The organism is Haloferula sargassicola (assembly GCF_040362925.1).
In the GTDB taxonomy this organism is placed as follows: domain Bacteria; phylum Verrucomicrobiota; class Verrucomicrobiia; order Verrucomicrobiales; family Akkermansiaceae; genus Haloferula; species Haloferula sargassicola.
Window position 1 is genome coordinate 34,422 of the sequence record NZ_BAABRI010000028.1, and the last position, 24,471, is coordinate 58,892.

At 66.8% G+C, this 24,471-nt stretch carries 16 protein-coding genes; 6 read left to right on the plus strand and 10 right to left on the minus strand.

Annotation, left to right across the window (positions count from 1 at the left end; translation table 11 throughout):
- Positions 1-4 precede the first annotated feature (4 nt).
- The gene (locus ABXH26_RS18880) at positions 5-5,380 is read right to left on the minus strand and encodes a LamG-like jellyroll fold domain-containing protein (protein ID WP_353568664.1); all 5,376 of its coding nucleotides are present in this window, start codon (positions 5,378-5,380) and stop codon (positions 5-7) included.
- 220 nt (positions 5,381-5,600) lie between these two features.
- Positions 5,601-6,917 (minus strand): glutamate-1-semialdehyde 2,1-aminomutase, encoded by a 1,317-nt coding sequence (hemL, locus tag ABXH26_RS18885; RefSeq protein WP_353568665.1) that lies wholly within the window; start codon positions 6,915-6,917, stop codon positions 5,601-5,603.
- A gap of 89 nt (positions 6,918-7,006) precedes the next feature.
- Here hemL and ABXH26_RS18890 point away from each other — a divergent pair, with 89 nt between their 5' ends.
- Both ABXH26_RS18890 and ABXH26_RS18895 read left to right on the plus strand, forming a co-directional pair.
- Positions 7,007-9,187, plus strand: coding sequence for a S9 family peptidase (locus ABXH26_RS18890; protein ID WP_353568666.1), 2,181 nt, complete (start codon positions 7,007-7,009; stop codon positions 9,185-9,187).
- A gap of 97 nt (positions 9,188-9,284) precedes the next feature.
- Positions 9,285-10,001: a hypothetical protein gene (locus tag ABXH26_RS18895; protein WP_353568667.1), complete on the plus strand. Its 717-nt coding sequence runs from the start codon at positions 9,285-9,287 to the stop codon at positions 9,999-10,001.
- 186 nt (positions 10,002-10,187) lie between these two features.
- On the opposite strand, the gene ABXH26_RS18900 is transcribed toward ABXH26_RS18895, so the two are convergent.
- Positions 10,188-10,838 (minus strand): hypothetical protein, encoded by a 651-nt coding sequence (locus ABXH26_RS18900; protein ID WP_353568668.1) that lies wholly within the window; start codon positions 10,836-10,838, stop codon positions 10,188-10,190.
- Positions 10,839-11,102: 264 nt separating this feature from the next.
- On the opposite strand from ABXH26_RS18900, the gene ABXH26_RS18905 reads away from it, so the two are divergent.
- The 3 genes from ABXH26_RS18905 to ABXH26_RS18915 are packed head-to-tail and all read left to right on the plus strand — an operon-like array spanning position 11,103 to position 14,592.
- On the plus strand, positions 11,103-11,861 hold the full coding sequence (locus ABXH26_RS18905) for a DUF1194 domain-containing protein (RefSeq protein ID WP_353568669.1): 759 nt from the start codon (positions 11,103-11,105) through the stop codon (positions 11,859-11,861).
- 18 nt (positions 11,862-11,879) lie between these two features.
- Complete coding sequence (locus tag ABXH26_RS18910) at positions 11,880-12,638, plus strand: hypothetical protein (protein WP_353568670.1); 759 nt, start codon at positions 11,880-11,882, stop codon at positions 12,636-12,638.
- 49 nt (positions 12,639-12,687) lie between these two features.
- Positions 12,688-14,592, plus strand: a complete 1,905-nt coding sequence (locus ABXH26_RS18915) for a RecQ family ATP-dependent DNA helicase (protein WP_353568671.1) — start codon at positions 12,688-12,690, stop codon at positions 14,590-14,592.
- A 1-nt stretch (position 14,593) separates the two neighbouring features.
- Here ABXH26_RS18915 and ABXH26_RS18920 read toward each other — a convergent pair whose 3' ends face one another.
- From ABXH26_RS18920 to ABXH26_RS18950, 7 genes are all read right to left on the minus strand, one after another.
- Positions 14,594-15,493 carry a hypothetical protein gene (locus tag ABXH26_RS18920; RefSeq protein WP_353568672.1) on the minus strand — a complete coding sequence of 300 codons (900 nt, stop codon included), beginning with the start codon at positions 15,491-15,493 and terminating at the stop codon, positions 14,594-14,596.
- Positions 15,494-15,514: 21 nt separating this feature from the next.
- Positions 15,515-15,727, minus strand: a complete 213-nt coding sequence (locus ABXH26_RS18925) for a DUF4266 domain-containing protein (RefSeq protein ID WP_353568673.1) — start codon at positions 15,725-15,727, stop codon at positions 15,515-15,517.
- 3 nt (positions 15,728-15,730) lie between these two features.
- Positions 15,731-16,210, minus strand: a complete 480-nt coding sequence (locus tag ABXH26_RS18930; protein WP_353568674.1) for a TlpA disulfide reductase family protein — start codon at positions 16,208-16,210, stop codon at positions 15,731-15,733.
- Positions 16,194-17,144 carry an FAD:protein FMN transferase gene (locus ABXH26_RS18935; RefSeq protein WP_353568675.1) on the minus strand — a complete coding sequence of 317 codons (951 nt, stop codon included), beginning with the start codon at positions 17,142-17,144 and terminating at the stop codon, positions 16,194-16,196. Before ABXH26_RS18935 ends, ABXH26_RS18930 begins: the two co-directional genes overlap by 17 nt.
- Positions 17,145-17,165: 21 nt before the next feature.
- Entirely contained in the window at positions 17,166-18,329 is a 1,164-nt protein-coding gene (locus ABXH26_RS18940) for a DUF3570 domain-containing protein (RefSeq protein ID WP_353568676.1), read from the minus strand.
- A 99-nt stretch (positions 18,330-18,428) separates the two neighbouring features.
- Entirely contained in the window at positions 18,429-19,862 is a 1,434-nt protein-coding gene (locus ABXH26_RS18945; RefSeq protein WP_353568677.1) for a hypothetical protein, read from the minus strand.
- A 102-nt stretch (positions 19,863-19,964) separates the two neighbouring features.
- Entirely contained in the window at positions 19,965-22,541 is a 2,577-nt protein-coding gene (locus ABXH26_RS18950; protein WP_353568678.1) for a choice-of-anchor tandem repeat GloVer-containing protein, read from the minus strand.
- 216 nt (positions 22,542-22,757) lie between these two features.
- On the opposite strand from ABXH26_RS18950, the gene ABXH26_RS18955 reads away from it, so the two are divergent.
- Positions 22,758-24,194, plus strand: a complete 1,437-nt coding sequence (locus ABXH26_RS18955; RefSeq protein WP_353568679.1) for a hypothetical protein — start codon at positions 22,758-22,760, stop codon at positions 24,192-24,194.
- Positions 24,195-24,471: the final 277 nt, after the last annotated feature.

The window sequence follows — 24,471 nt, forward strand, 5'->3', positions numbered from 1 at the left end:
TTCATCACGGGCCGGTGGTCTGAAGTTCGATGTCGGTCGAGGGCGGCGGCGGCGGCCTGAGCTGGAGGTTGAAGGTCGCGTCGAGCGTGGCGCCGGTGCCGTTCGGCGGGGCGAGTCCGATGGTGGCGCTGCCGGAAATGGACGACGCCGTGACCGACTCGTTGCCCTGCCCATCGGTCGCGGAAAGCACGAGCTGGCTGATCGTGGCAGGGGCGGCGGTGATCTGGCTGAGGTTGCGGGTCAGCGGGATGTTGCCGCTGGTGCAGGAGAACACGGTCGTGCCGAAGCTGGCGGTGACCGGGAAGGTGCCCTGCGGGATCAGGCTGGAGGCATTCGCCGCGTGGAGCTGCTGGAGGGTGGTGGTGCCGTCGGTCAGGGATTCGAGGGTGAAATTGAGCTGCTCGTCCTGCGTGCCGAGCGTGCCTTCCCAGATCTGGTCGTCGTCCGCCACCAACACGGTGAAGCGGTTGTTGAGGCCCGGGATCAGCCCGCCGTTGGAGAGCAGGGTGACGGTGTAGCGCGCGGAGGGGCCGGCGATGAGGTCATTGACGAAGGTCAGCGGGATCGCGGCGGAGCTGGCATTTTCCACGGCGATCGCGAGGGTCATCGAGGGCAACGGTCCGACGCCGGGGATCGGGGTGCTGCCGGAAATACGGTAACTGACGTAGCCGGTGAAGGGCGCGGTGAAGACGATGTTCTGATAGATCGTGCGGCCCTCGCCGATGGTCAGTGTGCTGCCGCCGGGAAGGTCGAGATCGGCGAGCGGGGTGACGACCTCCGCGCCGGCCGAGTCCGCCGCGATCCGGAAGAAGCGCCGCGAGCCGCCGGAGGTCAGTGTGGCGCTGAAACGGTTGCCGCCCAGCGGGGTGATCACCGCGCCGGTTTCGGTGGTGAAGCCGTCGAGGGTGTCGCTCGACTGCAGGCGGTGGTTGGTGGCCGCGCCCTGGACGCCGAAGGTCAGGGTGATGGCTCCATTTTCCGCACGGAGGAAGGACTCGGTGGTGAGGAGGGCGGTGTCGGGGAACGAGCCGTCGTCGTTCGGGTTCGAGCCGGCGTTCACCTCGGCGTGGTCGGAGTAGGTGTCGTTGTCGGAGTCGGCGACCGCGGGGTTGGTATGGAGCGCGGCCTCCTGGGCGTCGGTCAGGCCGTCGCCGTCGCTGTCGAGGATGACCGGCTTCGAGGCGGGATCGTTCGGATCGGTGCCGGCGAGGATTTCGGCGAAGTCGTCGAAGCCGTCGTCGTCCGAGTCGGCGAGCGCGGGGTTGGTGTTGAGCTCGGTTTCCTGGGCGTCGGTCAGGCCATCGGCATCGATGTCCGGCGAGGTGGTGTCGGGGAAAACGGTGGCGTCGAGGGGCGCGGGGTCGGCGTTGTCGTTGAAGCCATCGCCATCGGAATCCGCGAGCCGCGGGTCGGAGCCTTGGGCGAGTTCGATGTCGTCGTCGAGGCCGTCGCCGTCGCTGTCGGCCGCGTTCGGATTCGTGCGCAGGACCGCTTCCTGCGTGTCGGGAATGCCGTCGCCATCGGTGTCGGGGTTTTCATCCGAGGAGGTGAAGGCGGCTTCCTCGATCTGGTTGAGCCCGTCGCCATCGCGATCGACGATGGCGGTGGCTCCGAGGTAGCTGAAGCGGTAGAGGTTCTCGATTTCCGCATCGGACAGCGTGCGCTTCCAGATGGCGAACTCGTCGAGGCAGCCGCTGAACCCGCCGGCGACCACCGGTCCATCCGCGGTGTGGTGGGCACCGATGGCGAGCGTGTCGATGCCATCGATCGGAACGGTGAAGCGGATGGTCTGGGTGTCGATGAGCAGCCCATCGACGAAGAGTTTCGTGACGCCGGGGCTGAAGGTCAGCGCGACATGATGCCATGAGCCGTCGAAGAAGCTGTCGGGGAGAAGATAGGTCGGCCGAGTGGAACTCTGGGCGAAGTTCACGAACTCCAATTTGGGCGTGGAGGTGGGGTTGACGATCCGCAGGGCGAGGCTGTCGCCCGGCACGCCGGAAATCGAAAACAGGGTGCCGGCGGCGCGGCCGTCGCCGGCCGTCACCGCCTTCAGCCACACGCTCACCGTGGCGTGATCGAGCCCTGCCAGGGCCGGGATGGGCGAGGCCTTGGCATAGACGGAAGGGCCGGTGAAATAATTGTCGGCAGGCATCTGGAGGCCCTGCCCGGCTACCGCGGGCGCGGCGGGGGAGAGCGTGCCATTGACCTCCCCGATGAGCGGTTTGTCGCCGGGGGCGAGGGATTTCTCGCGCAGGAACTGCGTGCCATCGGCACCCGACTCGAAGGGAAGATAGAAGACCAGCCCGCTGAGATCCGGCTCGGTGGGGGCCGCGGTCGAACCCAGCTGCGCCTGCTTCCAATTCATCACCCGGCCGGTGGGGGCGGACAGGCCGGAGCCGAAGATGACCTCGCTGGAGGTGAGCGAAGCGTGGCTGACATCGGCGAGGTCGAGCTGGCCCATCGGGATGTCATCGACCCACCAGTCGAACAGCGTCGACTGCGGCTGCCCGACGCAGCGGATGGTGTGATACTCCGAGGCGGAGCCCGCGGGCAGGGTGATGCCGCTGCCGGACTCCGAAGCGATCGTGAGGCTGTCGTCGATGTTCCGCGTGAGGAAAAAACCGACGCGGGCGCCCGGATGGGTGCCGACGTCCCAGCCGGGGTTGTCGGCGGCGATGAAGTTCCAGCCGAGAAAGCCGCCCCCGCCGACCGCGCGGAAGGTGGAGAGGTATTTCCATCCCGTGTCGTGCATCTGGCGCAGGTGGTCCCGGGTGAGCGCCTTGCGGTAGATGGGGTTGTCGGAGCTGGTGGAGGTGAGCTGGTCGTGGGTCTGCCAGGCGGCCTCAAAGCCGTTGATGACCATGCCGGCGTTGCTGCCGCTGTCGATCGAGCCGTTGTTCGGGGAAACGTCCGAGCCGACCACGGTCTCGCTGGCGATCCAGCCCTGCGAGCGCGGGTCGGGGTTCGACCTACGGGAGTCATAGTGGATGGAAAACGCCGGCACCGGCGGGGGAGGAGCGACGTTTTCCCCGAGGATCTCGATTTCCGCGAACTCGAGGTAACCCGCCTCGTGGGCGATCGGCTGGCCGAGGCCGCCGGAACCGGACAGGTCGGGGTCCGGCGTGCGGGTGACGCGGACGATGCGGGCGGGGATGTCGGAGTCGAACTGGTAGCTCAGCGTGTCCGGCCCGTTCGGCGCGGTGTAGCCGGTGTTTTCCGGGTTCAGCAGCACGGAGCTATCGAAGACGTTGCCCTCCGCATCGCGCAGCTCGATGGTGATGTCGCGGAAGCGCGACGAGCAGCAGGTGCCGGTGAGCGGGAACTGGATGTTGGTGAGCACGACGCGCTCGATCAGGGCGTCCTGCGGCAGCTCGACCTCGATCCACGGGTTCGGCTCGTCGACGGTCGGCAGCGCGGCGTTGCGATTGAGTGCGGCGCGGCTGCCATCGATCAGCACGCCGGCATCGGTGCGGTCGGGCAGGGCGACCGGTGAGGCGTGCGACATGCGCGTGATCCCGGTCGGCGCGAGGTTGGTCGCGGCGCTGCCAGCGGTGTCCGGCGTGGGGCCTTCGTTGAAAAGCTGGGCGACCTGCGTTTCCGAGAGCACGGTGCGATAGATGCGGGCTTCGTCGATGCTGCCGGTGAAGTAGATGGACGAAGGCGCTCCCGCCGGGTGGCGCATGCCGAGATAGACGGTGCTCAGGCCGTTGGGGTAGGTCATCACGCTGCCTTGGATGGTGCTGCCGTAGAGCGTCCCGTTGCGGTAGATCTTGATCGAGTTGTCGGCGGCGTAGGTGATGACGATCATCACCTGGTCGGGCGAACTCAGCGTTTCCGCGGGGCCTCCGTTGCTGGCCGGCGTGCGGAGGAAACCATTGCTGCCGTTCATCCACTGGCGGGTCGTCCTTTCGCCGAACACGATGCCATCGAAGACCTCGGTTCCGCTCGTTGGATCGACCGTGGTCAGCACGCCGCCGCCGGCCTGGTTGAGGCTGGAGGGGGAAACCCATGCGACGAGGCTGCGCTCCTTCAGCGTGAGGCCGAGCGGGCGCTGCGAGGCGGCGTAGGCTTCGATTCCATCGAGCAAAAGCCGGCCGTTGCGGAGTTGCGCGCCGTGGAGGGAGAGGTCGAGCGAGCCGACCGAGTCCTTCAGGTCGCCATCGAAGGTCCAGCGGTGGATCTCATCGCCGGGCACCGGCTCGGGGGCCTCGTAGGCACCGAGGTCGACGGTGGCCACCAGGTTCGAGTCGCCATCTGCGACCCGCGGATTTCCGGCGAGGTCGGTGAGCTGGGAGGTGAAGCTGTTGTTTCCCCGGTCGATGGCGGGAGAGCCGGGGCTCAAACTCAGGTCACCGTAGTCGTTGTCGGCCGGCGTTTTCCAGTCGCCGTCCGTGCTGAACGGGATGCTCGCGAAAAGCGGCGAGCTGACGAGGAGGGTGAAGCTGCCGTCGACCGACGAGCCCTGGACGAGGTTGTTGCCCGATCCGGCGGCGGGGCTGCGGGCGTTCCAGGCGAAGGGAGTGTTTCCCCAGAAGATGCAGTTCCGGTAGAGCACGGTGGTGCCGCCGTCGTTGTAGAGCGCGCCGTCACCACTGCCGCCCTTGTTGTGGGCAAAGGTGCAGTGGGTGAGGGTGGGCGTGCTGTTGAAGGCGCGGATCGCGCCGCCGATGATGCCGTCGTTTCCGACAAACGCGCAGTCGGTGAGGGTGGGCGAGGCGCCGTTGGTGAGGTAGATCGCGCCGCCGGAGCCGCCGGCGATGTCGGCCACGTTGCCTTGGAAAAGGCATTGCCGCATGATGAACTGCGAGCCCCCGTTGGCGTGGATGGCGCCGCCGTAGCGGGCACGGTTTTCCAGGAAACGGAGATTTCCGAGGGTGGGTGAGCGGTCGCCGATGCTGATGGCCCCACCGCGGTCGGTGGGGGTGGTGGCCCCGTCGGCATTGCCGCCGGTGAGGGTGAAGCCGGAGAGAAACGACGAGGTGCCGGAGCTGAGGGCATCGACCAGCACGTAGCTGTTGCCGGCGCGGGTGCCGTCGCCGTCGATGTCGCCGGAAAGAACGGTGCCGTTGGTCAACGGGTCGAGGTTGCGGGCGTTGGCCGTGCCATCGCCGCCGCCGCTCGGGAAACCGCCGAGGATCTGCACGCCGGGCGGGAGCACGAAACGGTCGCTGCGGGCGGTGCCCGGCTTGTAGGTGCCTTCGGCGACCCAGATCGAGTCACCGGATGAGGAGGCGGAAATGGCGGCCTGGAGGTCGGTCATCGCCGCGGCCCAGGTCAGGCCGTCACCGGGGGTGGCGACCGAGGCATCGACGTGGAAGACGGCCGCACTGGCAGGCCCGGCCATCAGGGCCGCACCGACGGAAAGAAGGATCCTTTTCATGGTGGAAACGGGTTGGCAGAGGGTCCCGGAACCGTGCCTGAGGAACCCGTCAACGACGGGAGCGGCCGCTCTCGGAATCCGATGACCACCAATTTTCATCGTGTTCCGCCAGGGAAGATTCTGTCGAGCACCTTCGCGTAACTACGCATTTGCTAATCAAAAGCAAAATACGCAAATTTGTTAGAGTGCGAGCGATGCTGCGCGGAACGGGTGACGGCCCTCAGATCCTTCCGAGCACCTCGCCGAACACGCCCAGCGTGTCGTCCAGATCCGCCTCGGTGTGGGCGAGGGAGAGGAAGCCGGTTTCGTAGGGGCTGGGGGCGAGGTAGATGCCTTTTTCCAGGCAGCCCCAGAAGAACTTTTTGAAGAACTCGAGGTCCTGCTTCATGACGTCGGAGACGTTGACGATCTCGCGGTCGGTGAAGAAGAGACAGAACATGGAGCCGACGCGGTTGAGGCGGTGGGGGACGCCCTTTTCTTCCAAGAGGGCGCGGAGGCCGGTTTCGAAATGTTGGCCGAGTTGGTCGAGGCGGTCATAGCCGTTGGGGGACTCGGCGGCTGAAGCCAGCGCTCCGTTTCCGGCGAGCTGTTTCAACTGCGCGAGGCCGGCGGCCATGGCGAGGGGGTTGCCGCTGAGGGTGCCGGCTTGGTAAACGGGGCCGAGGGGGGCGAGGAGGTCCATGACGTCGGCGCGACCGCCGAAGGCGCCGACGGGGAGGCCGCCGCCGATGACCTTGCCGAAGCAGCTGAGGTCGGGGGTGATGCCCTCAAGCCCCTGGACGCCGGCTTTGCCGAGGCGGAAGCCGGTCATGACTTCGTCGAAGATGAGCAGGGCACCGAACTTCTTGGTGATGCGGGTGAGCAGGTCGAGATAGCCGGGTCTCGGCAAAACGAAGCCGGCGTTGGCGGGGTAGGACTCGACGATGATGGCGGCGATGAGTTCGCCCTTTTCCTCGAACAGCGAGGTGAGGGCCTCGGGGTCGTTGTAGGGGAGGACGAGGGTGTTTTTCGCGAAATCGGCGGGGACGCCGGCGGAGTCGGGCTCGCCGTAGGTCAGCGCGCCGGAGCCGGCGGCGACGAGCAGGGAATCACTATGACCATGGTAGCAGCCGTCGAACTTGACGATCAGGTCGCGCTTGGTGAAGCCGCGGGCGAGGCGGATGGCGGACATGGTGGACTCGGTGCCGGAGTTGGTCATGCGGACCTTCTCGCAGGACGGCACCCACTCGGTGATGGTGCGGGCCATCTCGACCTCGAAGGGGTTCGGAATGCCGAAGGAGACGCCGTTTTTCGCGACCTCGTGGATGGTGTTGGTGACGACGGTGGGGGCGTGGCCGAGGATGTTCGGGCCCCAGGAGCCGATGTAGTCGATGTAGGTTTTGCCATCGATGTCCTCGATCCGGCTGCCCTTGGCGCGGCGGACGAAGAAGGGCTCGCCGCCGACGTTGCGGAAGGCGCGGACGGGCGAGTTGACGCCGCCGGGGATGAGTTCCTTGGCGGTGGCGAAGAGTTTCTGCGAAAGCGGACCGACGGACATGGACGAAGGATGACCATCGGACTTCGAACGTCCAACATCGAACATGGAGGCGTGACAGATCGGCGGTGGCAGCCACGTTTTGGGGCGGCATGAAACGTTTCCCGATCGGGGTGGTGGGATGTCTGATACTGGCCGCGTCCATGGCCGGGGCCAAGCAGGGTGGATTGGAGGATTTCGAGAAGCTGACGGGGCAATGGTATGGCGTTTCCCAGACCGAGGTGCCGGACACCACCGTGCGGGTGGCCTTTTCCCCGGACGACCGGTTGCTGGTCCACGAGCAGACCTTGCCCGAGGGCAGGCGACTGGTGGTCAGGGAGTCGGAAACCGGAGAGATCAAGCGGACGGTCGATCCCGGGACAGGCTGGAGCGGATTCCGCCTGGAGCAAGGCGGCCAGCTGGTGCTGGAAACCGGGGAGGGGGACCGCCGCTGGGAGGATGGGGGTTGGAGCGAGCCGGCGCCGGGGCGGCCCCGGCCTTCCGCGCGGCCGGGGCGGCACGAGTGCAGGGAGGGGCGTCCCCGGGGATCGTGGCGGTCGCCTGACGGCCGGTTCGAGGTCCGCGTGAAGGATGGCGACCTGATGCTCGGCGAGCGCGGGGCGAAAGAGGACCGGCTGCTGGCGGCGGACGACAATCAGGGCGTCTTCCGCGATCCGCCGCTGTGGGCGCCGGATGGATCGCGCTTCGCGATCTGGAAAACGCACGACGTCCCCGAGCGGCAGGTTCATTACATCGACTCCGCGCCGGACGGGCAGCTCCAGCCGAAGCATTTCACGCAGGACTATCCGAAGCCGGGCGACGAGATCGACACGCGGGCACCGTGGGTGTTCTTCACGGACGGCCGCGAGCCGGTGGCGCCGGACTTTTCGCTGATCGAGAATCCTTTCGAGTGCCGCGCGCTGGCCTGGCGGCAGGACTCGCGGCGGTTGACCTATGAATTCATCCAGCGCGGCTTCGGCAAGCATCGCGTCATCGAGGTCGATAGCGAGGCGGGCCGCCAGCGCGTCCTGGTCGGCGAGGAGAGCGGGACTTTCGTGTTCGTCTACGGCAATTCCTTCCGCCACGACCTGGACGACGGCCGGGAGATCCTGTGGATGTCCGAGCGGGATGGCTGGAAGCACCTCTATCTTCTCGACGGTCGGGATGGATCGGTGAAACGGAAGCTCACGGACGGCGGGTGGATCGTCCGCGAGGTGGTCGAGGTGGATGAGGAAAAGCGCGAGGTGCTGCTGAAGGTGTCGGGCCGCGAGCCGGACCAGGATCCGTATTTCATCCACTTCGCCCGGGTCTCGATCGATACCGGGGAAATGGTGGCGCTGACTTCGTCGAACGGCACGCACGATCGCTTCGAGCGTTCGCCGGGAGGGAGCTACTACACCTGCCGTTGGTCGCGGGTGGACCACGCGCCGGTGACCGAGCTGCACCGGTGGTCGGACGGCGCAAGGGTGGCGGTGCTGGCGGAGGCGGATGACTCGAAGCTGCGCGCCACCGGCTGGCCGCTGCCCGAGCCCTTCGTGGCGAAGGATCGGGAGGGAAAGTTCGACATCTGGGGGATCATTCTCCGGCCGCCGGATTTCGATCCGGCGAAGAAGTATCCGGTGGTCGAGAACATCTACGCCGGGCCTCAGGACTCCTTCGTGCCGAAGGCCTGGCAGCCATGGATCGCGCCGATGCACGAGGTCGCGGTGCACGGCTTCATCCTGGTCAAGATCGACGGCCGGGGCACCGCCAACCGTTGCCGCGAGTTCCATCATTTCTGCTACAAGAACCTCAAGGACGCGGGGTTTCCCGACCGCATCGCCTGGATCAGGGCGGCGGCGGAAAAGGAGCCGGCCATGGACCTGGCGAGGGTTGGAATCTTCGGCGGCTCGGCCGGCGGCCAGAGCGCGCTCGGAGCGCTGCTTTTCCATGGCGACTTCTATCGCGCCGCGGTGGCCGACTGCGGCTGCCACGACAACCGGATGGACAAGATCTGGTGGAACGAGCAGTGGATGGACTGGCCGGTCGGTCCGGAATATGCGGAAAACTCGAACGTGACCCACGCTGCCAACCTGCAGGGCGCGCTGATGCTCACCGTCGGCGAGCTGGACACCAACGTCGACCCGTCCTCGACCTATCAAGTCATCGACGCGCTGATCGCGGCTGACAAGGACTTCGATTTTCTGCCCATGACCGGCCGGAACCACGGCTCCGGTGAAACCCGCTATGGCCAACGGCGGCGGGTCGATTTCTTCCAGCGCCACCTCGGGGGACCGCAGGCGCCGGTGCGGTGATGGGGGCGGCGGCAGTTTGGATTGAATGAACCGCGCCTCCGGTGCGTCCCACGCCGAAACGCTCCCTCCCGGCCGGGAGAAGTGCTATCTTGTCGCCATGAAACGCCGCCTTGTCCTCATCCTGACCCTGCTGCTGGCGTCCGCCACCCTGCCCGCGCAGGCGAAGCGCTCGCTGTTGGATTCCGATCCGGACGTCGTCTACCTCGCCGAGCATCTCGACCAGCCGCTCAAGCTTTGGATCGTCAAGTCGGCCCCCATTTTCAGCGACAAGGATGGCCAGCGCCGCCTCGGCACCGTGCTGCCCGACCAGCAGGTGGAAATCCAGGCCATCACCGGACGCGCCTACCGGGTGAGCGCGCAGACCGGCGGCAACAAGACGGTCGGCTGGGTCGGCAGCGGTGCCTTCGCCTCGAAGAAGGATCCGGATTTCGAAAAACACCTCGCCCAGTTCTACGAGCGCCAGCTGGAGGTCGCCAAGCTCATCGCCGAGAAGCGCCCGGCCATCGGCATGACCATGGACGAGGTATCCAAGGCCCTCGGCGAGCCGACCAAGACCACCGTCCGCCAGACCGCCGAGGGACGCTCGGGCACCTGGGAATTCATCGATTATGAGGAGGTGAAGCACTACACCTACTCCCGCGATCCCTACTCCGGAAACGTCTTCCGCCAGCTCTCCCACATCACGCGCGAGGAAAAAGGCCGCACCAACATCGAGTTCGAGAACGAGATCGTGACGGCCATCGAAAAAAGCGAAAACAACGATGGCACCGGACGTGTCCGGATCGTGGTCCCGCCGCTCTTCTTCCGGTGGTGAAAAGTCAGCGGGAAACGGTGAGCCGGTAGAAGGTCGGCGAGTTCCGGACTTCGGAAGGGGAAACCCCGTTTCCGGTCAGGATGGAGGCGCGCGGGAAAAGCGGGCGAGCTGCCGAGCTGCATGCCGGCACGGTGGGGATGAGGGATGCATTCCGGCGGCAGGCCAGCCTGCCGTTTGCTGTGCGGCTCAGTCGTTCGCCGCGACTGCGCGGGAGGCCCGGATTACTTTCACCGGGATCGGTTTGGCCGCATCCTCGAGCATCCGGCGGCGCGCCAGCAGCCCGAAGCGGGCATGCGTCGGCGGCACCCAGTCATCCGCGGCACTGACCCGTTCGCTCGGAGTCAGAAGGGCGGGAGTGATCTTGGTCAGCTCATCGAGCATCGCCTCCCGCTCCGCCGCCGTGAAGGTGTGGAAGAGCGGCTCCTTGAAGCCGACAATGAGGTTGCCCTCGCTGGTCAGTTCGGGAAGGAATCGCGCCTCCGGATCATTGTTCGCCCTCAGGATGCGCTCGGCCTCGGCGATGGGATCGGTCACGGGCTCCTGCAGCACCACGCAGGTGCCGTGGCGGAAAATCACGAAGCTGCGGGTCTCCGTGACGTGGCTCGAACAGAAGCGGATCAAGCCATCGGCCGGGGCCACCTGGCGGGCCACCTCGTCAGCTCGGGTCGAAACCAAGGTCGGGCGATTTTTTTCAAACTCCTGCGGAGCCCGGCTGCCCGCCGCGGGCACCGCCACCGTCCGCAGCGTCGGTGCGGCGGGCTTGATGTAGACCGCGGCTGCGAGGCCGAAAGCCCCGGAAAGCAGGACGCCGAAGGCGAGCGCCACACGGGTGCTCATGAAGCTCTGCTGGGAACGTCGTGGATCGATCATGGAAAATTTATTAAATTTATCTTGAATGCTTTGCAATTCTAAATTTTTATCCGTTTCGTCACGAAGCTCGATGTCCCCCAGGCAGGCTTTGCGACGCCGCCCCCGGTGCCCCCAGCACCTCCACACACACCCCTACCCCAACTCCCCATGAACCCCGCCAATGGTCTGAATTGGCGCTCAAGGTGCGCACGCCCTTGCCGACTCTTTGCAGCCCCCCTGCTTGCTGCTGCATTGTTCGGGCTCCCCTCCAGGTCCCAAGCCGAAAGCGTAGATTCCGAACTGCTCCTCCTGGTCGATGTCTCCAAGGACGGACTGAAGAAAAACGACTTCGACACCCTCATGTCGGGGTATGCCAGTGCCTTCACCAGTAGCTCGGTGATCGATGCGATTGCTTCCGGCGCCGCCGGACGCATCGCCATCTCGCTGATGTTCTTCGGAGGCAGCCCGTCCCAATCCCTGGGCATCCCGTGGATGTCCATCAGCAACGAGGCCGAGGCGCAGATGTTCGCCGGCCAGCTGACCTCCCTGGCCCGCCCTTCGAACGGAAACTACACCTTCGCCGACGCCATGGGTGCCGGCATCCCTTCGTTTGGGACCGAAACGGGCGCCGCCGGCAATGGCTTCGAGTCGCCCGTGCAGATGGTTCAGGTCGGCGCCGTCAGCCGTCCCAACGGCTCCACCAAGGCGGATGAGGCAGCCTCGCAGCAGGCCCTCGCCTCCGGAATCGACCTGATCAGCGCGGTGGTTCTCGGGAAAAAGGCCGACGCGATCGAGTCCTACTACAGGGATAGTATCGTGGGCGGGACGGTCGGTCTGATCAGCGGGTCGGTGGTTTCGACGGACCTGTCTTCGCGCTTCACGCTGACCATGGAGGAACAGCTGAGCGGCCATCTCGGAGCAGCCGCCGCGGTGCCCGAATCCTCCGCCGTGCTGCTTTTCGCCTCCTCCCTCGGGGTGCTGCTGATGCTGCGCCGGCGCACCTCTCATTGACACCCACCCGAGCTTGCCATGAATCTGCATGACCATGAACTCGACTCGATCCGGCTGGAATGCCCGGAAGTCCCCGAGGATATCGTGCGCCGGGTGGGCCAGGAGGTGCTTTCCCAGAACTTCGACCCGGCGACCTGGGCCCGTGCCCTGACGGCCGTGAAGAACCGCAAGGACGAGGCGCTGGCGACCTATTCGAGGTTGCGCATCGTCCAGCTGATGGAGCGCCGCGAGCGGGAGCTCGACCGGCTGCGCAAGACCGAGTTCCGCCGGCTCAACCAGTGCCTCGGCGTGCGCACCGTGCGGGAGCTGCTGGATGGCATGAGCCGCGTCGGCCGCGGCAACCTCCCGCGGCCGAAAATCCCCTTCTTGTGGCTGGCGCTGCTGTTCGTCGGCTCCAGCGGATTCGCGGCGGCCGCGCTGCGGCTGCTGAACCTGACCTTCGAGGCCGAGTCGATCCTGCCGATCATCGCCGTATCCTTCGCCGGGGTGGTGACCCTGCTCATCCTGGCGGTCGGCCGCTTCAGCCCTTCGCACGTGGTCCACTGGCTGTGGGGCGAGGGCGTCACCGTCGCCTGCATGGTGGCCTGCGCGGGATCGCTGATGATGGGCACCAAGGTGATGCTGCGAACTCCCCGCCAGGTCCCGGGCCCGCAGGGTGGCACCTTGATTTCCGCCAGCTACCAGCAGCAGGTGGCGCCGGTCCGCGGGGTGATGGCGCCGTGTTTCGACCTGCCGGAAAAAACCGTCCTGGTGAGCTTCGACGAGGAGCAGGAATGACCGGCACCGTAGCTTGATGCCGCGGCGGCATTCGTTTCACGCTGCGGGCATGCCGGACCGCTTGTTGAAGGAAACATTCGGCCACGCGGGATTCCGCGGCGGCCAGCGCGAAGTGGTCGAGGGCCTGCTCGACGGCCGGTCGATGCTTGCCGTCTTTCCCACCGGCGGCGGCAAGTCGCTGTGCTATCAGCTGCCGGCCCTGATGATCGAGGGCGTGACGCTGGTTGTTTCCCCCCTGATCGCGCTGATGAAGGACCAGGTGGATGCCCTGCGGGCCAGAGGCGTCGGGGCCGCGCGGCTCGACTCATCGCTGAGCCAGGAGGAGTACGGCCAGGTGATGGACGGCCTGCGCGAGGGCACGGTGAAGCTGCTCTACGTGGCCCCGGAAAGGCTGGCCAACGAAGGCTTCCGCCAGCGCCTGAAGCGGATGAAGCTCGGCATGGTCGCCATCGATGAGGCCCACTGCATTTCCGAATGGGGCCACAACTTCCGGCCCGACTACCTGAAGCTGGCCAAGCTGTGCCGCGACCTGAAGGTGCCGCGCGTGCTGTGCCTCACAGCGACCGCCACGCCGTCCGTCTCCGCTGACATCCGGCGCGGGTTCGGCATCGCGGCGGCCGACCACGTGCAGCTTTCGTTCCACCGGAGAAACCTCGACCTCCGGGTCAGCCCGGTGCCGGCGGGGAAACGCAAGTCGCTGCTTCTGGAAAAGGTCCGCGCCACGGAAGGGCCGGTGGTCGTCTACGTGACGCTCCAGCACACGGCGGAGGACGTGGCCACCCATCTCAAGCGCCATGGCGAGGCCGCGCAGGCCTATCATGCCGGCCTGCCGCCGGAGTTCCGCGAGGAAGCCCAGGAGAAGTTCATGCGCGGCGAGCTGCGCGTGATCGTTGCCACCATCGCTTTCGGCATGGGCATCGACAAGGCCGACATCCGCGCCGTCTTCCACTACAACCTGCCAAAGTCGCTGGAAAACTACTCCCAGGAAACCGGCCGCGCGGGCCGTGATGGCGAGACCTCCATCTGCGAGATGCTGGCCTGCGGCGACGACCTCGTGACGCTCGAGAACTTCATTTTCGGCGACACGCCCACCCCCGAGGCGGTGCGCCACCTCGTCGATCACGTGCTGCGGCTCGGCGGGGATTTCGACGTGTCGGTTTACGAACTCTCGACCGTGAACGACATCCGTCCGCTGGTGGTCACGACCTTGATGACCTATCTCGAGCTCGAGGGCATCATCGAAGCCACCAAGCCGTTTTACGCGACCTATGCGGTGAAGCTGTTGCGCGACTTCGAAAGGGTTCTCGCCGGCTACGATGCCCGCCGTAAGTCATTCCTGCGGAAAATCTTCGCCGCAGCCAGGGAAGGGAGGAGCTGGTTGAACTTCGACATCGACCGGGTGGCGATGGAGACCGGCGAGAGCCGGGAGCGCATCGTGGCGGCCCTCGTGTTCCTCGAGGAGGCGGGGGATCTCGCCCTGAAAAAGTCCGGCGTGCGGCAGGGCTACCGGCTGCTGCAGACGGAAGTCCGCGTCCGTGACGTGGCCGACCGCCTGGACGAGCGCTTCCGGCACCGGGAGCGGGCCGACCTGGAACGGCTGCGGGAGGTGGTTTCGCTGGCGGAGTCGGAGGAGTGCCTCACCGCCTTCGTCACCGGACATTTCGGCGAAGCCATGGAACCCTGTGGTCACTGCGACCGGTGCCGTGGCAAATCGCCGGAAGTGCTGCCCCGATCGCCCGTCCCGCAAGTTTCCCAGGAGGACCTGGCGCTGATCCAAGCACTGCGCCGGGAAGGACATGCCGCGCTGAAGTCGCCGCGGCAGCTCGCCCGTTTCCTGTGCGGCATCAGCAGTCCTGCCGCGGGCCGCGCCCGGCTGACCCGCCATGACGCCTTCGGCCTGCTCGAGCAGGTGCCCTTCGAGCACGTGCTGGAGCTGACCGAAGGCCTGCTCTGAGTCAGAGTGAGGCCGCCAACCGGATGAAGCGTTGGCCGAGGTTTTTCGGGATCCGGATGCGGATCTCCGTGGCGGTGCGGGTCACCGGATAGGTCGGGTCCGAGGGGCCGATCGCGCTCCACCCGGTGCCTCCGAGGTCGCTGCTGGCCTCGAATCCCACGGTGGCGTCCGTCGCGCCGGGATTGAGCGGCAGGGAGTAAACGTAGTGGGTGGCGGGGGACGTCGGATCGTCTTCGACCTTGCCGGGCATCGAGCTCGGCGCGCGCGGGTCGAGATCGAGCACGTATTCCAGCGAGTTCGGAATGCCGTCGTGCTCCGGGTCGGCGTCGGGCCCGCTCACCGCGGGATCGGCGAGTTGGCCCGCGGTCCATCCCTGGGCTTCGCGCCAGCTGTCCCAGGGCGTGGCGGGGGTGGCCACGTTGACCACCAGATTGTAGGTGGTCTTGGCCTCCGAGCCGCCGCTGTGGTTGGGGTAGCGCCAGCCGATGATGGTCACCTGGTAGGTGCCGCCAGCGCTCGGAGACCCGGCCAAGTACTGATAGCCGCCCGCGGCGCGTGGATTGAAGGTGAAGGTCACGCCGGGGGGCAGCCCGGTGATGGTGTAGTCCTCGGCCGTCTCCGGGGAGGTGCGGAAGATCCAGTTGAAAGGCTCACCCGCCGTGGCGTCGGCCGGGTTCGTGAACCCGGTGGCCGGCTTGACCGTGGTCGAGGCACCCGACACCGCGTGGGTCGTCAGGAAATGGATGCCCAAGGGTGCGGCGAGCCGGAACAGCGAGGGGACCGACTCGGCGAGCACGCCGGCCTCCTTGAGCAAGGGGGCGCGCTGGGCGACGACGCTCAAGCCGCTGGCCAGGGTGTGGGTGCCGCGTTGGACGGCCTTGGTTTCGAGGAGTTTCTTCATGGAATCATGTGGGGATCGGGGTCAGTTGCAGCCACATCCTCCGCCGCCGACGCCCTTGCCTCCATGGGCGGCCTCGCGGCTGAAGTAGATGTGTTCCGACATCGCCGACCCGAGCGGATCGCGGCCGGGGCTCATCACCTCACGGGCGAGGTTGTCCCTTTCCCACGGCTGCACGCGGGCGCAGGCCGTGGCGAAAAAGGGCACGAGCAGCAGGAGCAGGCGGAGCGTCGACATGGGTCAAAGGGCGGCTTCGATGGCGGCTTCCAGCTCGGCGACGGACTTCCTGCCATGGAAGCCGCTCAGGATATGGATCACCTTGCCGTTGCGGCCCACCAGATAGGCGGTGGGCATGCCGGGCGGGCCGACCTTGGCCACCATCTTCTGCTGGAAATCAAAGCATACCGGGAAGCTGTGCGGCACCTTGGCGAGGAACCGGTTGGCGGCCTCGGCCTCGCGGTCGACGCCCACGCCCACAACCACCAGGCCCTTGCTACGGTATTTCTGGTAGATCTTTTCGTAGGCGGGCATGGCCTTCTTGCAGGGTCCGCACCAGGAGCCCCAGAAGTCGTAGAGGACGACCTTTCCCGAGGTGGCCGGGATCTCGCCGGAGACGCCGCAGCTTTTCGGGGAGGGAAAGGCCTGGCCCATGCCGATGCCGGCGCTGGCCGCCCCGGCGAGGGCGCAGGTGAGGAGGACGCATCTAGAGAGAAAGTGCATGATGATGGAATGATGGAGTGAGATGAAAGGAGCCGGCGGTTTGGATGATCCCCTCGACTCCGGGTTGCTGTCGCATGAGTTCGAGCCCGTCCCGGGATCCGAGGATGCAGGCGTTCCTGGAAAAAATGCCGGCCGTCAGGCAGTCGCGCGCCACGCAGGAGGCCGCGACCACGTCGCTCTCGGCCGGCCGGCCGGTGCGCGGATCGATGTGGTGGGAGTAGCGCACGCCACCGATGGTGCGGAAGCGGCGGCTGCCGCCGGAACCCGCCACCGCCTGGCCGTGCAGCCGCAGGCGGAAGGTCCCCCGGTCGGGCGTGTGCGGGTTTTCAATGGCCACGACCCAGAAGTCCGCCCCGGCGGGACTGCCGCAGGAGGCGATGTCGCGACCCAGGTCGATCAGCGCATTGCGGATCCCCAGGCGGAGGGCGATCGCCCTCACCTGATCGGCGGCGTATTCCTTGCCGAAACCGCCAAAATCCAGGGCCATGCCCGGCCGCGGCAGGAACACCCGGCCCGGCGAGTGCTCGACCTGCCGCCAGCCGACGAGTTCGAGCGTCCGGCGGATTTCCGCGGCGGTGGGCTCGCAGCCCTTTCCGGCCGCACGGTCCCAAAGTTGGGTCAAGGGCAGGGTGGTCGGATCCCCGATGCCGCCCGAAAGCTCGACCGTCTGCCGGCAGACTTCCAAGATCTCGTCCTGCTCCGGCGTGATCTCGACGGCCGCGATGCCGGCATGGCGGTTGATGCGGCTCAGCAGGCTGTCCGGACGGAATCGGGACCACGTTTCCTCGAACGCTTTCAGCCAGCCAAGGCACTCGCGGCGAAACTGCTTCGCCTGCTCGACCGATGCCGCCCGGAACTGCACCAGGCACGGGCTGCCCATGGCGCGGAAGCGCAACTTGAACAGGCCTTCGTTGAGATGCTTTTCCGCAATCATGAGCCGGATCAAAAGAACGTGTTAGAAATGCCACGAAGCCCCCGCGGAGACGACGGTGGCGTCCGGGAAAAAGGACGAGGGTGCCCGCGGATCGCGACCGTGCATGTCATAGATCTCGTATTGCAGGTCGAAGGACAGTCCCTCCACCGGCTCGTAGCGGAGCTGGACGCCGTAGGAGAGGGAATCGAGCGCCGCCAGCCGGTAGTCCGAGGAATAGTGCGGGCCCACGCCGTTGTTCCGGCCATGGCCGTCGATCGCCGTCCCGGTCAGCGAGGGGTGGTAGAACTCCGCCGCGGTCTGGCGGTAGTAGCGAAAAAAGGGGGACAGGGTCACCTGGTCGATGATCTCCTGGTTCCACCGTAGCTCGAAGGTGTGCGCCTCCAGGCTGTCGCTGGTGGCGTAGAACCGGTAACTCCCCTCGACCGCCGCATGAAGCGGTTCAAGGTAGCGGGTGACGCCGATCCTCGCAAGTCCGCGGCTCTGGTGCGACGGCCGGTTCTCGGGATGGCTGATCGTATCGACAAACGAAATCCCGGCGATGGTGAAGGTGTCCGTTTCCGAAATCCGGCGGTAGGGGTCGGACAAGTAGCCGTGGCTCTCGCCATAGCCGAGGTTGACGTCCACAAACGTATGTCGGTCGAAGATCTGGGTCAGCCCGAACGAAAGGTCGAAGCTGTCTTTCTCGCGGTCGTTGCGGATCGTGGTCCCCCCGTTGCTGAGGATCTTGTCTCCGTTGACGGACGCTCCCGCGGTGAGAACGGTGTTTTTCTCGAACAGCTCCACCATGCCTTTCATGGCGAGCCCGTCGGAAATGTAGTCGCTCTCTTTGCTATGCGAGAGTTCGAGGGCGAGCGACCAGTCGCCGAAGTCCTGCCCGGCCTCGACGACGATGGCGTCCCGCTCGTCGTCGATCTGCTGGTAGTCCCACAGGTTGGGATTGGCCGCGTCATAAGTCCCGATCGGAGTCGCGCCGGCGAGGGCGTCGTGGGCATATTGGATGCCGATGCTGAAGCCGGTGTCCGCGAGATGATCGAAGCGGAAATACTGGGCCTCGACGTCAATGCGGCCGTCTTCCTCGTGGTAGCTCTGGAAGCGGTAACGGACGTCGGTCTCCGCGGCGGCTCCCCGGCCGTGGAAGGCGAAAATCAGGGTGGGGAGGCAGAACGACCAGGTCGCGGTTCGCATGCTTTCGGGATAACGATCTATCCCGATGTGATCAATCGACTCATGGTAACCATTTGTTAGTATGTAACAACTTGGTTATGGGGTGGCTCTGCGGCCCCGTCATTCCGTGGCCGGAGACAGGCCGGAAAACAGCACTTCGCCGTTCTGGGAGATGGTGACGGGAGCGCCCGCCACGGGGAAGTCGAGGAGAAGGTCTCCGGGATGGATCGGAGCCACGCTGAACCGGAGGTAGCCGGCGGAGGTGCCGTCGGCGGAGGTCACGTGGATGGTGCCGCGGAAGGTTCCGTCCACGGTCAGCTGGTAGTCGCCTTCCGGCATGTGCTCGGCTTCGACTTCGAAATCCACGACGCCCGCGAGACCGAAAACGACTTCAACTTCACCCACCGCTTCGGCGGGCAGATGGCTTGCCTTGTCCATCAGCTTGGAAACCAGGATGCCTTCGTGATGGTGGTCCTCGCTTTCCGAGCCATCGTCGCCGGGGGCATCGGGGGGGCTTGGCACCACTCCCGTGAAGTAGATCGTGCCGTCCCTCGCGATGGCCACCGGCAGCCCGATGGGATCGAAGGGGAGCAGATACTCGTCCTCGTCGTCGGCGTCCGTTTCGAAGCGGGTTTCACCCTCGGTTTCGCTTGTCCCGTGCATCACGAGCGGGCCGAGCCGCTGGCCGTTGAACAAGACATCGTAGGTGCCGGCCGCGAGGTCCTCGCCCTCGACTTCGATCCGGATCTTGCCGGTGGCCATCCGTTTCAGCTCCAGGCGCACCCGGCTCCCGGCCGGGGCGGCGGGGGAGGAGGCCAGCATCTCGACGACCTTCATTTCATCCGGCTCGTCGTGGTGGTCGCCATCGTCCTCGTCGCGGTCGCCGTCGTTGTCGTCGTCGTCGTCGTCGCGGTTGGAAATGCCGTCCCCGTCGGCGTCGTCGTCATCGGCGTTGAGGATGCCATCCCCGTCGGTGTCGTCGTCGGTGTCACCGCTGTTGGCGAGGTTGTCGCCATCAATGTCGTCATCCACATCATCGGTGGCGGCGTCGCCATCGATGTCGGTTTCCATGAAGTCATCGTCGTCCAGCGAGTCGCCGTCGATGTCGTCCTCGCCCAGCGCGTTGTCGAGGCGGCCGTCGCCATCGATGTCCAGCTCCGAGGCCAGGTCATCCTCCCGGCGGTCGCCGTCGATGTCGGTCTCGGTCGGGTCATCGTCGGTCTTGGAGTCGCCATCGATGTCGGTTTCGCCAAGCGAGTCATCAGCCTGGCCATCGTCGTCGATGTCCTTTTCCGAGGGATTGTCGTTGTTGATGTGATCGCCGATGTACTGGCCGGCGAAGGGGCCGGTCTTGGCGATGCCGCCATCGATGTTGTCATCGAGGGCGTTCGGAATGCCGTCGTTATCGATGTCCGGATCGACGATGTTCGGGATCCCATCGCCATCCAGGTCATTGGCTTCCGAGGCCTTTGCGACGGAGAATCCGGTAGCCAGGCACGCGGCCACGATCCAGCGGAGGCCCGCCGTTGGGATCGTGAAGGTCCTGCGTTTCATGGTGCCGGGAAAGTGTCGCGTCGGAGGTTTGGCGCTCACGGATAGGTGTAGGGATGAGGGGCGGTGACGGGCAAAATGAATGGCGTAACGGGATGGAAAGGATCACGGATCGACCCGCAGGCGCAGGAAACGGCGGGGGGCGGAGGGAGGGGACAAGGTGTCGCGGATCCGCACCGCCTTGAGGCTTGGCGTGGCGGCATCTCCGGAAACATAGCCCGGCCCGGTGTAGGGCAGCCCGCTCGAGGTGGAGGCGAGCGTTTCCCAAGGCCCCTCAAGGTCGCTGGTCGCCTCCACGGAAACCGCCACATCCGTGCGGGCGGGATCGCGCGCCAGGGTGACCTCCAGCGCGCCGGAAACCAGGGCCGCGGCCGGGAGGGCGTCGGGCACGGCCGGATCGAGGCCGAGCGCGTATTCCACGAGGTTGGGCAGTGAGTCGCCGTCGGGGTCGCCGGTGTCCGGTGCCTGCGCGTCGCCGAGCTGGGCCAGCTTCCAAGCCGTGCGTGGCGCGGGCGGCACGATTCTCACGACCTGCCCGCCACCGCCCGGTCCGCCGGCGGGCAGCGTGCAGAGCAGCGAGCGATCCGGCAGCAGGGCGAGGCCGCCGGTGTGAGCGAGAGCCGATTCATCTTCGGCCGCGCCGGCGGCTCCGGTATCGGCCACGATTTCCAGGCCGAGAAGTGGATGGAAACGGAACACCGCGCCGCCGGCGGTGAGACCGAAAATGAAGCCTTCGTCGCTGGCGAGCAAGGGGCCGAGGGGCTCCTCGGAGCTGGCGGGATCGAAGGAGGCTGCCGTTTCCCACTGGTCGGTGGCGGGATCGATGCGGATCAGCGCGCCGGCTCCGGAATCGCCTCCGCTACGGCAGCTGCCGTAGATCATCCCGTCGGCCGCCAGGACCAGGCCGCCCCCGGGCGAATTCGGCCCGGTGGAGGTGAATGAGGCGAGCTGGGTGTAGGCTCCCAGCGCGTTGATCTTGAAGACCACGCCCAGATTCGAGGAGCCGCCGAGGGCGGTCGTGCCGTAGAGCGACTGGTTCGGCGCCAGCACCAGCGGTCCGCGCGGGTCGCGCCCGGGTGTCGAGCCAGTGGTGCCGGTGAAAGACAGGACCCGCAGCCGCGAGCCGGTGGTGGACAGCCGGTAGAGCGTGCCGCGCACCGAGCTGCCGCCCTCGCGCGCCATCCCGAACAACGCCCCGGTCAAGGGCACCAGCGGGCCCTCCGCCAGCGATCCGCCGGCGGTGTCGAAATCGGCCAGCGCCGCCGGGCCGCTGAGTGGATCGTAAACGAAGGCGCTGCCGCGGTCGAAGAGCCCGCCACGGGCGCAGATGCCGTAGAACACGCCGTTCAACGAGCTCAGCGCGCCATCCGGCGTGTCGCCGATCGCGGGATCGAGCGCGTGGCTGGTCAGCTCCCCCGTGTCCGGATCGATCGCGGCGATGGTGCCGCCTCCGAGGTCGCCGCCGCGGGCCAGCGGAAACAGCCAGCGGCCCGTGCCGTCCGCCACCGGGGCGCCGGATGGCAGGAAGCCGGAGCCCGGGGACAACACCGCCTCGACCGCAAACGCCCCGCCGCTCGACAGGGTGAACGCGACCCCCAGCTGGCCCGGACCTCCCGCGCTGGTGGTGCCGTGGAAAAGCCCGCCCGCATCCTCGACCAGCCCCGCCCGCGGGACCGCGCCATCGTTTCCCGAGAACTGGTGGAGCGGCGTGTGGATCCCGCCGGGCGTGAGCCGGAACAACACTCCGAAGCCCGCAGTGCCACCGGCTGCGCAGGTGCCGTAGAGGTTCGCATCCGCACCCTCGACCAGCCGGCCGGCCGGCTGCGAGCCGGTGGGGTCGGCAAAGTGGTGGAGCACGCCATGCACCGGGACGGCCGCGGTGGTGAGCTTGAAGGCGGTGCCGAAGCCGGCGCTTCCTCCATACTCGGTGGTGCCGACCAGCACCCCGGAGCTGTGCAGCCGCAGCCCGGCGGCCGGGTTCGCGCCGGGGTGGGCGCCCGCGTTTCCGGAAAAGGAAAACAAGGGCGTGAAAGTGCCGCCCGGCGTGATCCGGAAGGCTGTTCCCAGCGATGAAGAGCCGCCGCTACGGCAAACCCCGTAGAAGCTTCCGCCGGCGAATTCCAACGGCCCGCAGGGATCGGATCCATCGGTGCCGGTAAAGCTGTGGAGCGTCGTCAGCGTGCCGCCCGGCGTGAGCTTGAAAAGAGTGCCGTGACCGTTCGCCCCGCCCGCGCGGGTCACGCCGTAGAAGTTTCCGTCCCCGTGCCACGCCAGCTCCGCCGGCACCGAGCCGTTGCCCCCCGCGAAGTTGAACAAGGTCGCCAGCGTGCCCGTCGCGGGATCGAACCGGAACACCGCGCCGAAGCCGCCCGCGCCGCCGCCATCGGTCGTGCCATACAGCGCGCCATCGCCGCCGACCACCATTCCCGCGGCCGGCGCGGATCCTCCGGCTGCGCCGAAATGATGAATCGTCAGCACCTTTCCCGACTCCACCCGGAACAAGGTCCCCACACCCGCCGCGCCTCCCGAAGAGCTGGTTCCATACAGCCCGCCATCCGCACCCCGCACGAGCGGCGCGGTCGGGTTGGCGCCCGGCTTGGTGAAGGTCTGCAGCACCGTCGTGGTCCACGGCATCGCGGCCGCCTGGCAGATCGCAAGGCAGGCGGGAAGGAGCCGGGACAACAAGCACATGGGCGACGGGGGGCGACTGTGGGCGATCGATCGCCCGCCGTCCAGACAGGGGAAATCGCGTTTCCGCGCACGCGCCGGCACCCATGCGATCCCTCTTGAAACGAGATCTCGGTTGCAACAGGCGGATTCACGCGAAGCCGTTACCGATCGGTTACGCATGAGGGATTGCCGAGTGGCGGATGGCGCACCTAGCTTGCCTTCCGGCCGATGAAGTTGCCTAGGAACGGTTCGCCGCTCGCCAACGCCTCACTTCTGGTGAGCGGCGTGGTGCTCGGTGCGGCCATGACTTGGTGGATTTCGCCCCGCGCCGGTCTTGGCAGCGCCTCACCTGCGGAGGCGGCAGGCCTCAGCCCGGTCTTCCGTGATCCCGCCCTGAACGCGCGGAGCGACGACTCGCCCGAAGCGCGCGCGTGGGATCCCAGCCGGCTGTCCGCGATGGACCGCGCCCGCCATTTCCGCGAAGCGGGAGCCGCCGCCGCGGAAACGGACCTGCCCCGCGCCTTGTCCGACTCCGAGGGGATTGCGTCGGTCAAGGATCGCGCCGATTACGTCCGCGGCCTTTACGGCAAATGGGCGGAGACCGATCCCGAGGGCGCGCTCAACCACGCCCAGGGCAGCCTGCCGGCCGGGCAGCTGCAGTCGGACGCCATCGGCATCGCCATCAACAAATGGGGCCAGGACAACCCGCGCGAGGCCTGGTTGTGGGCGGAAAACCATCTTTCCGGCCCGCTCAAGGAGCGCGCGTTGACCGACCTGATGATGGGCTGGACGCGGCGCAATCCGGAGGAGGCCGCCGGCTGGCTGGCCTCCACCGGGCTCACCTCGCAGCCCTTTTTCAACGCCCTGCCCGGCACTTGGGCGGAGAGCGACCCGCAGGCCGCGCTCGACTGGGCCCGCAGCCTGCCGGACGGCAAGGCCAAGGACACCGCCGAGACCGCGATCGCCAACACGGTCGCCCAGAACAATCCGCGGCAGGCCGCCGAAATGTTCTCGAAGACGATCGATGAAGGTGACAACGCCGCGGTTGCCATCACCATCGCCGACATCTGGGCGACCACCGATCCTGCCGCCGCGGCGCAGTGGGTGGCGGAAATGGACGACGGCCCCGGCAAGACGGAAGCCGCCTCGACCCTCGCCACTGTGTGGGCCGCCAGCGACATCGAAGCGGCGGTGAAATGGAGCGCCTCGATCGTCGATGCCGACATGCAGCGGCAGGTCGTCTCGAACATCGGCACCACCTGGGGTGCGATCGACCCCTTCGACGCCCTCCAGTGGCTGGAGACCCTGCCGCCCGAGGTCGGCGGCGATGGCATCACCGGTGCCATGTATTCCTGGGCCGGCACCGATCCGGTGGGCATGCGGCAGTGGATCGACGCAGCCGGCCCTGATTCCCTGGCCGACCGGGCGCGTCAGAGCCTCGGCGACGTGCTCAGCCAGAATGCGATGCCCGATGCCATGGACGTGGCCCTCGGCATGAGCTCCGCCCCGGCCCGCGATGCCGCCCTGGCCCGCTATTTCCGCGAATGGCGGAAGCGCGACGACGCCACCGCCCAGGACTGGCTGGACGCGAACCGGACGAGCCTTCCCGCCACCGCCCAAGACACGCTCGAGCAAGTCAACGGGCAGGTGTTCCAGGCCAAGTGACCGACTTGCCGGCGGACATCGGCTCGGGGGCGGCGGGCATCGGCTTGGGGGCGGCGGGCATCGGCTTGGGGGCGGCGGGCATCGACCGCCGGGCAGGGGAGAGGAGAGGGTCAGTTCGGCGGGTCGCTTCGAGTTCCCGGTAGCCGGACTGCCTAGTAGTCCATAAAATTTAATATGACACACACCGGCGTTTTTGAAATTGTACTTTTCCCGGGTTTTGTACACTCGGCGAGGTGCCTGCCAAAATCCACCGAATCAAACTGACCCAAGCCGAACG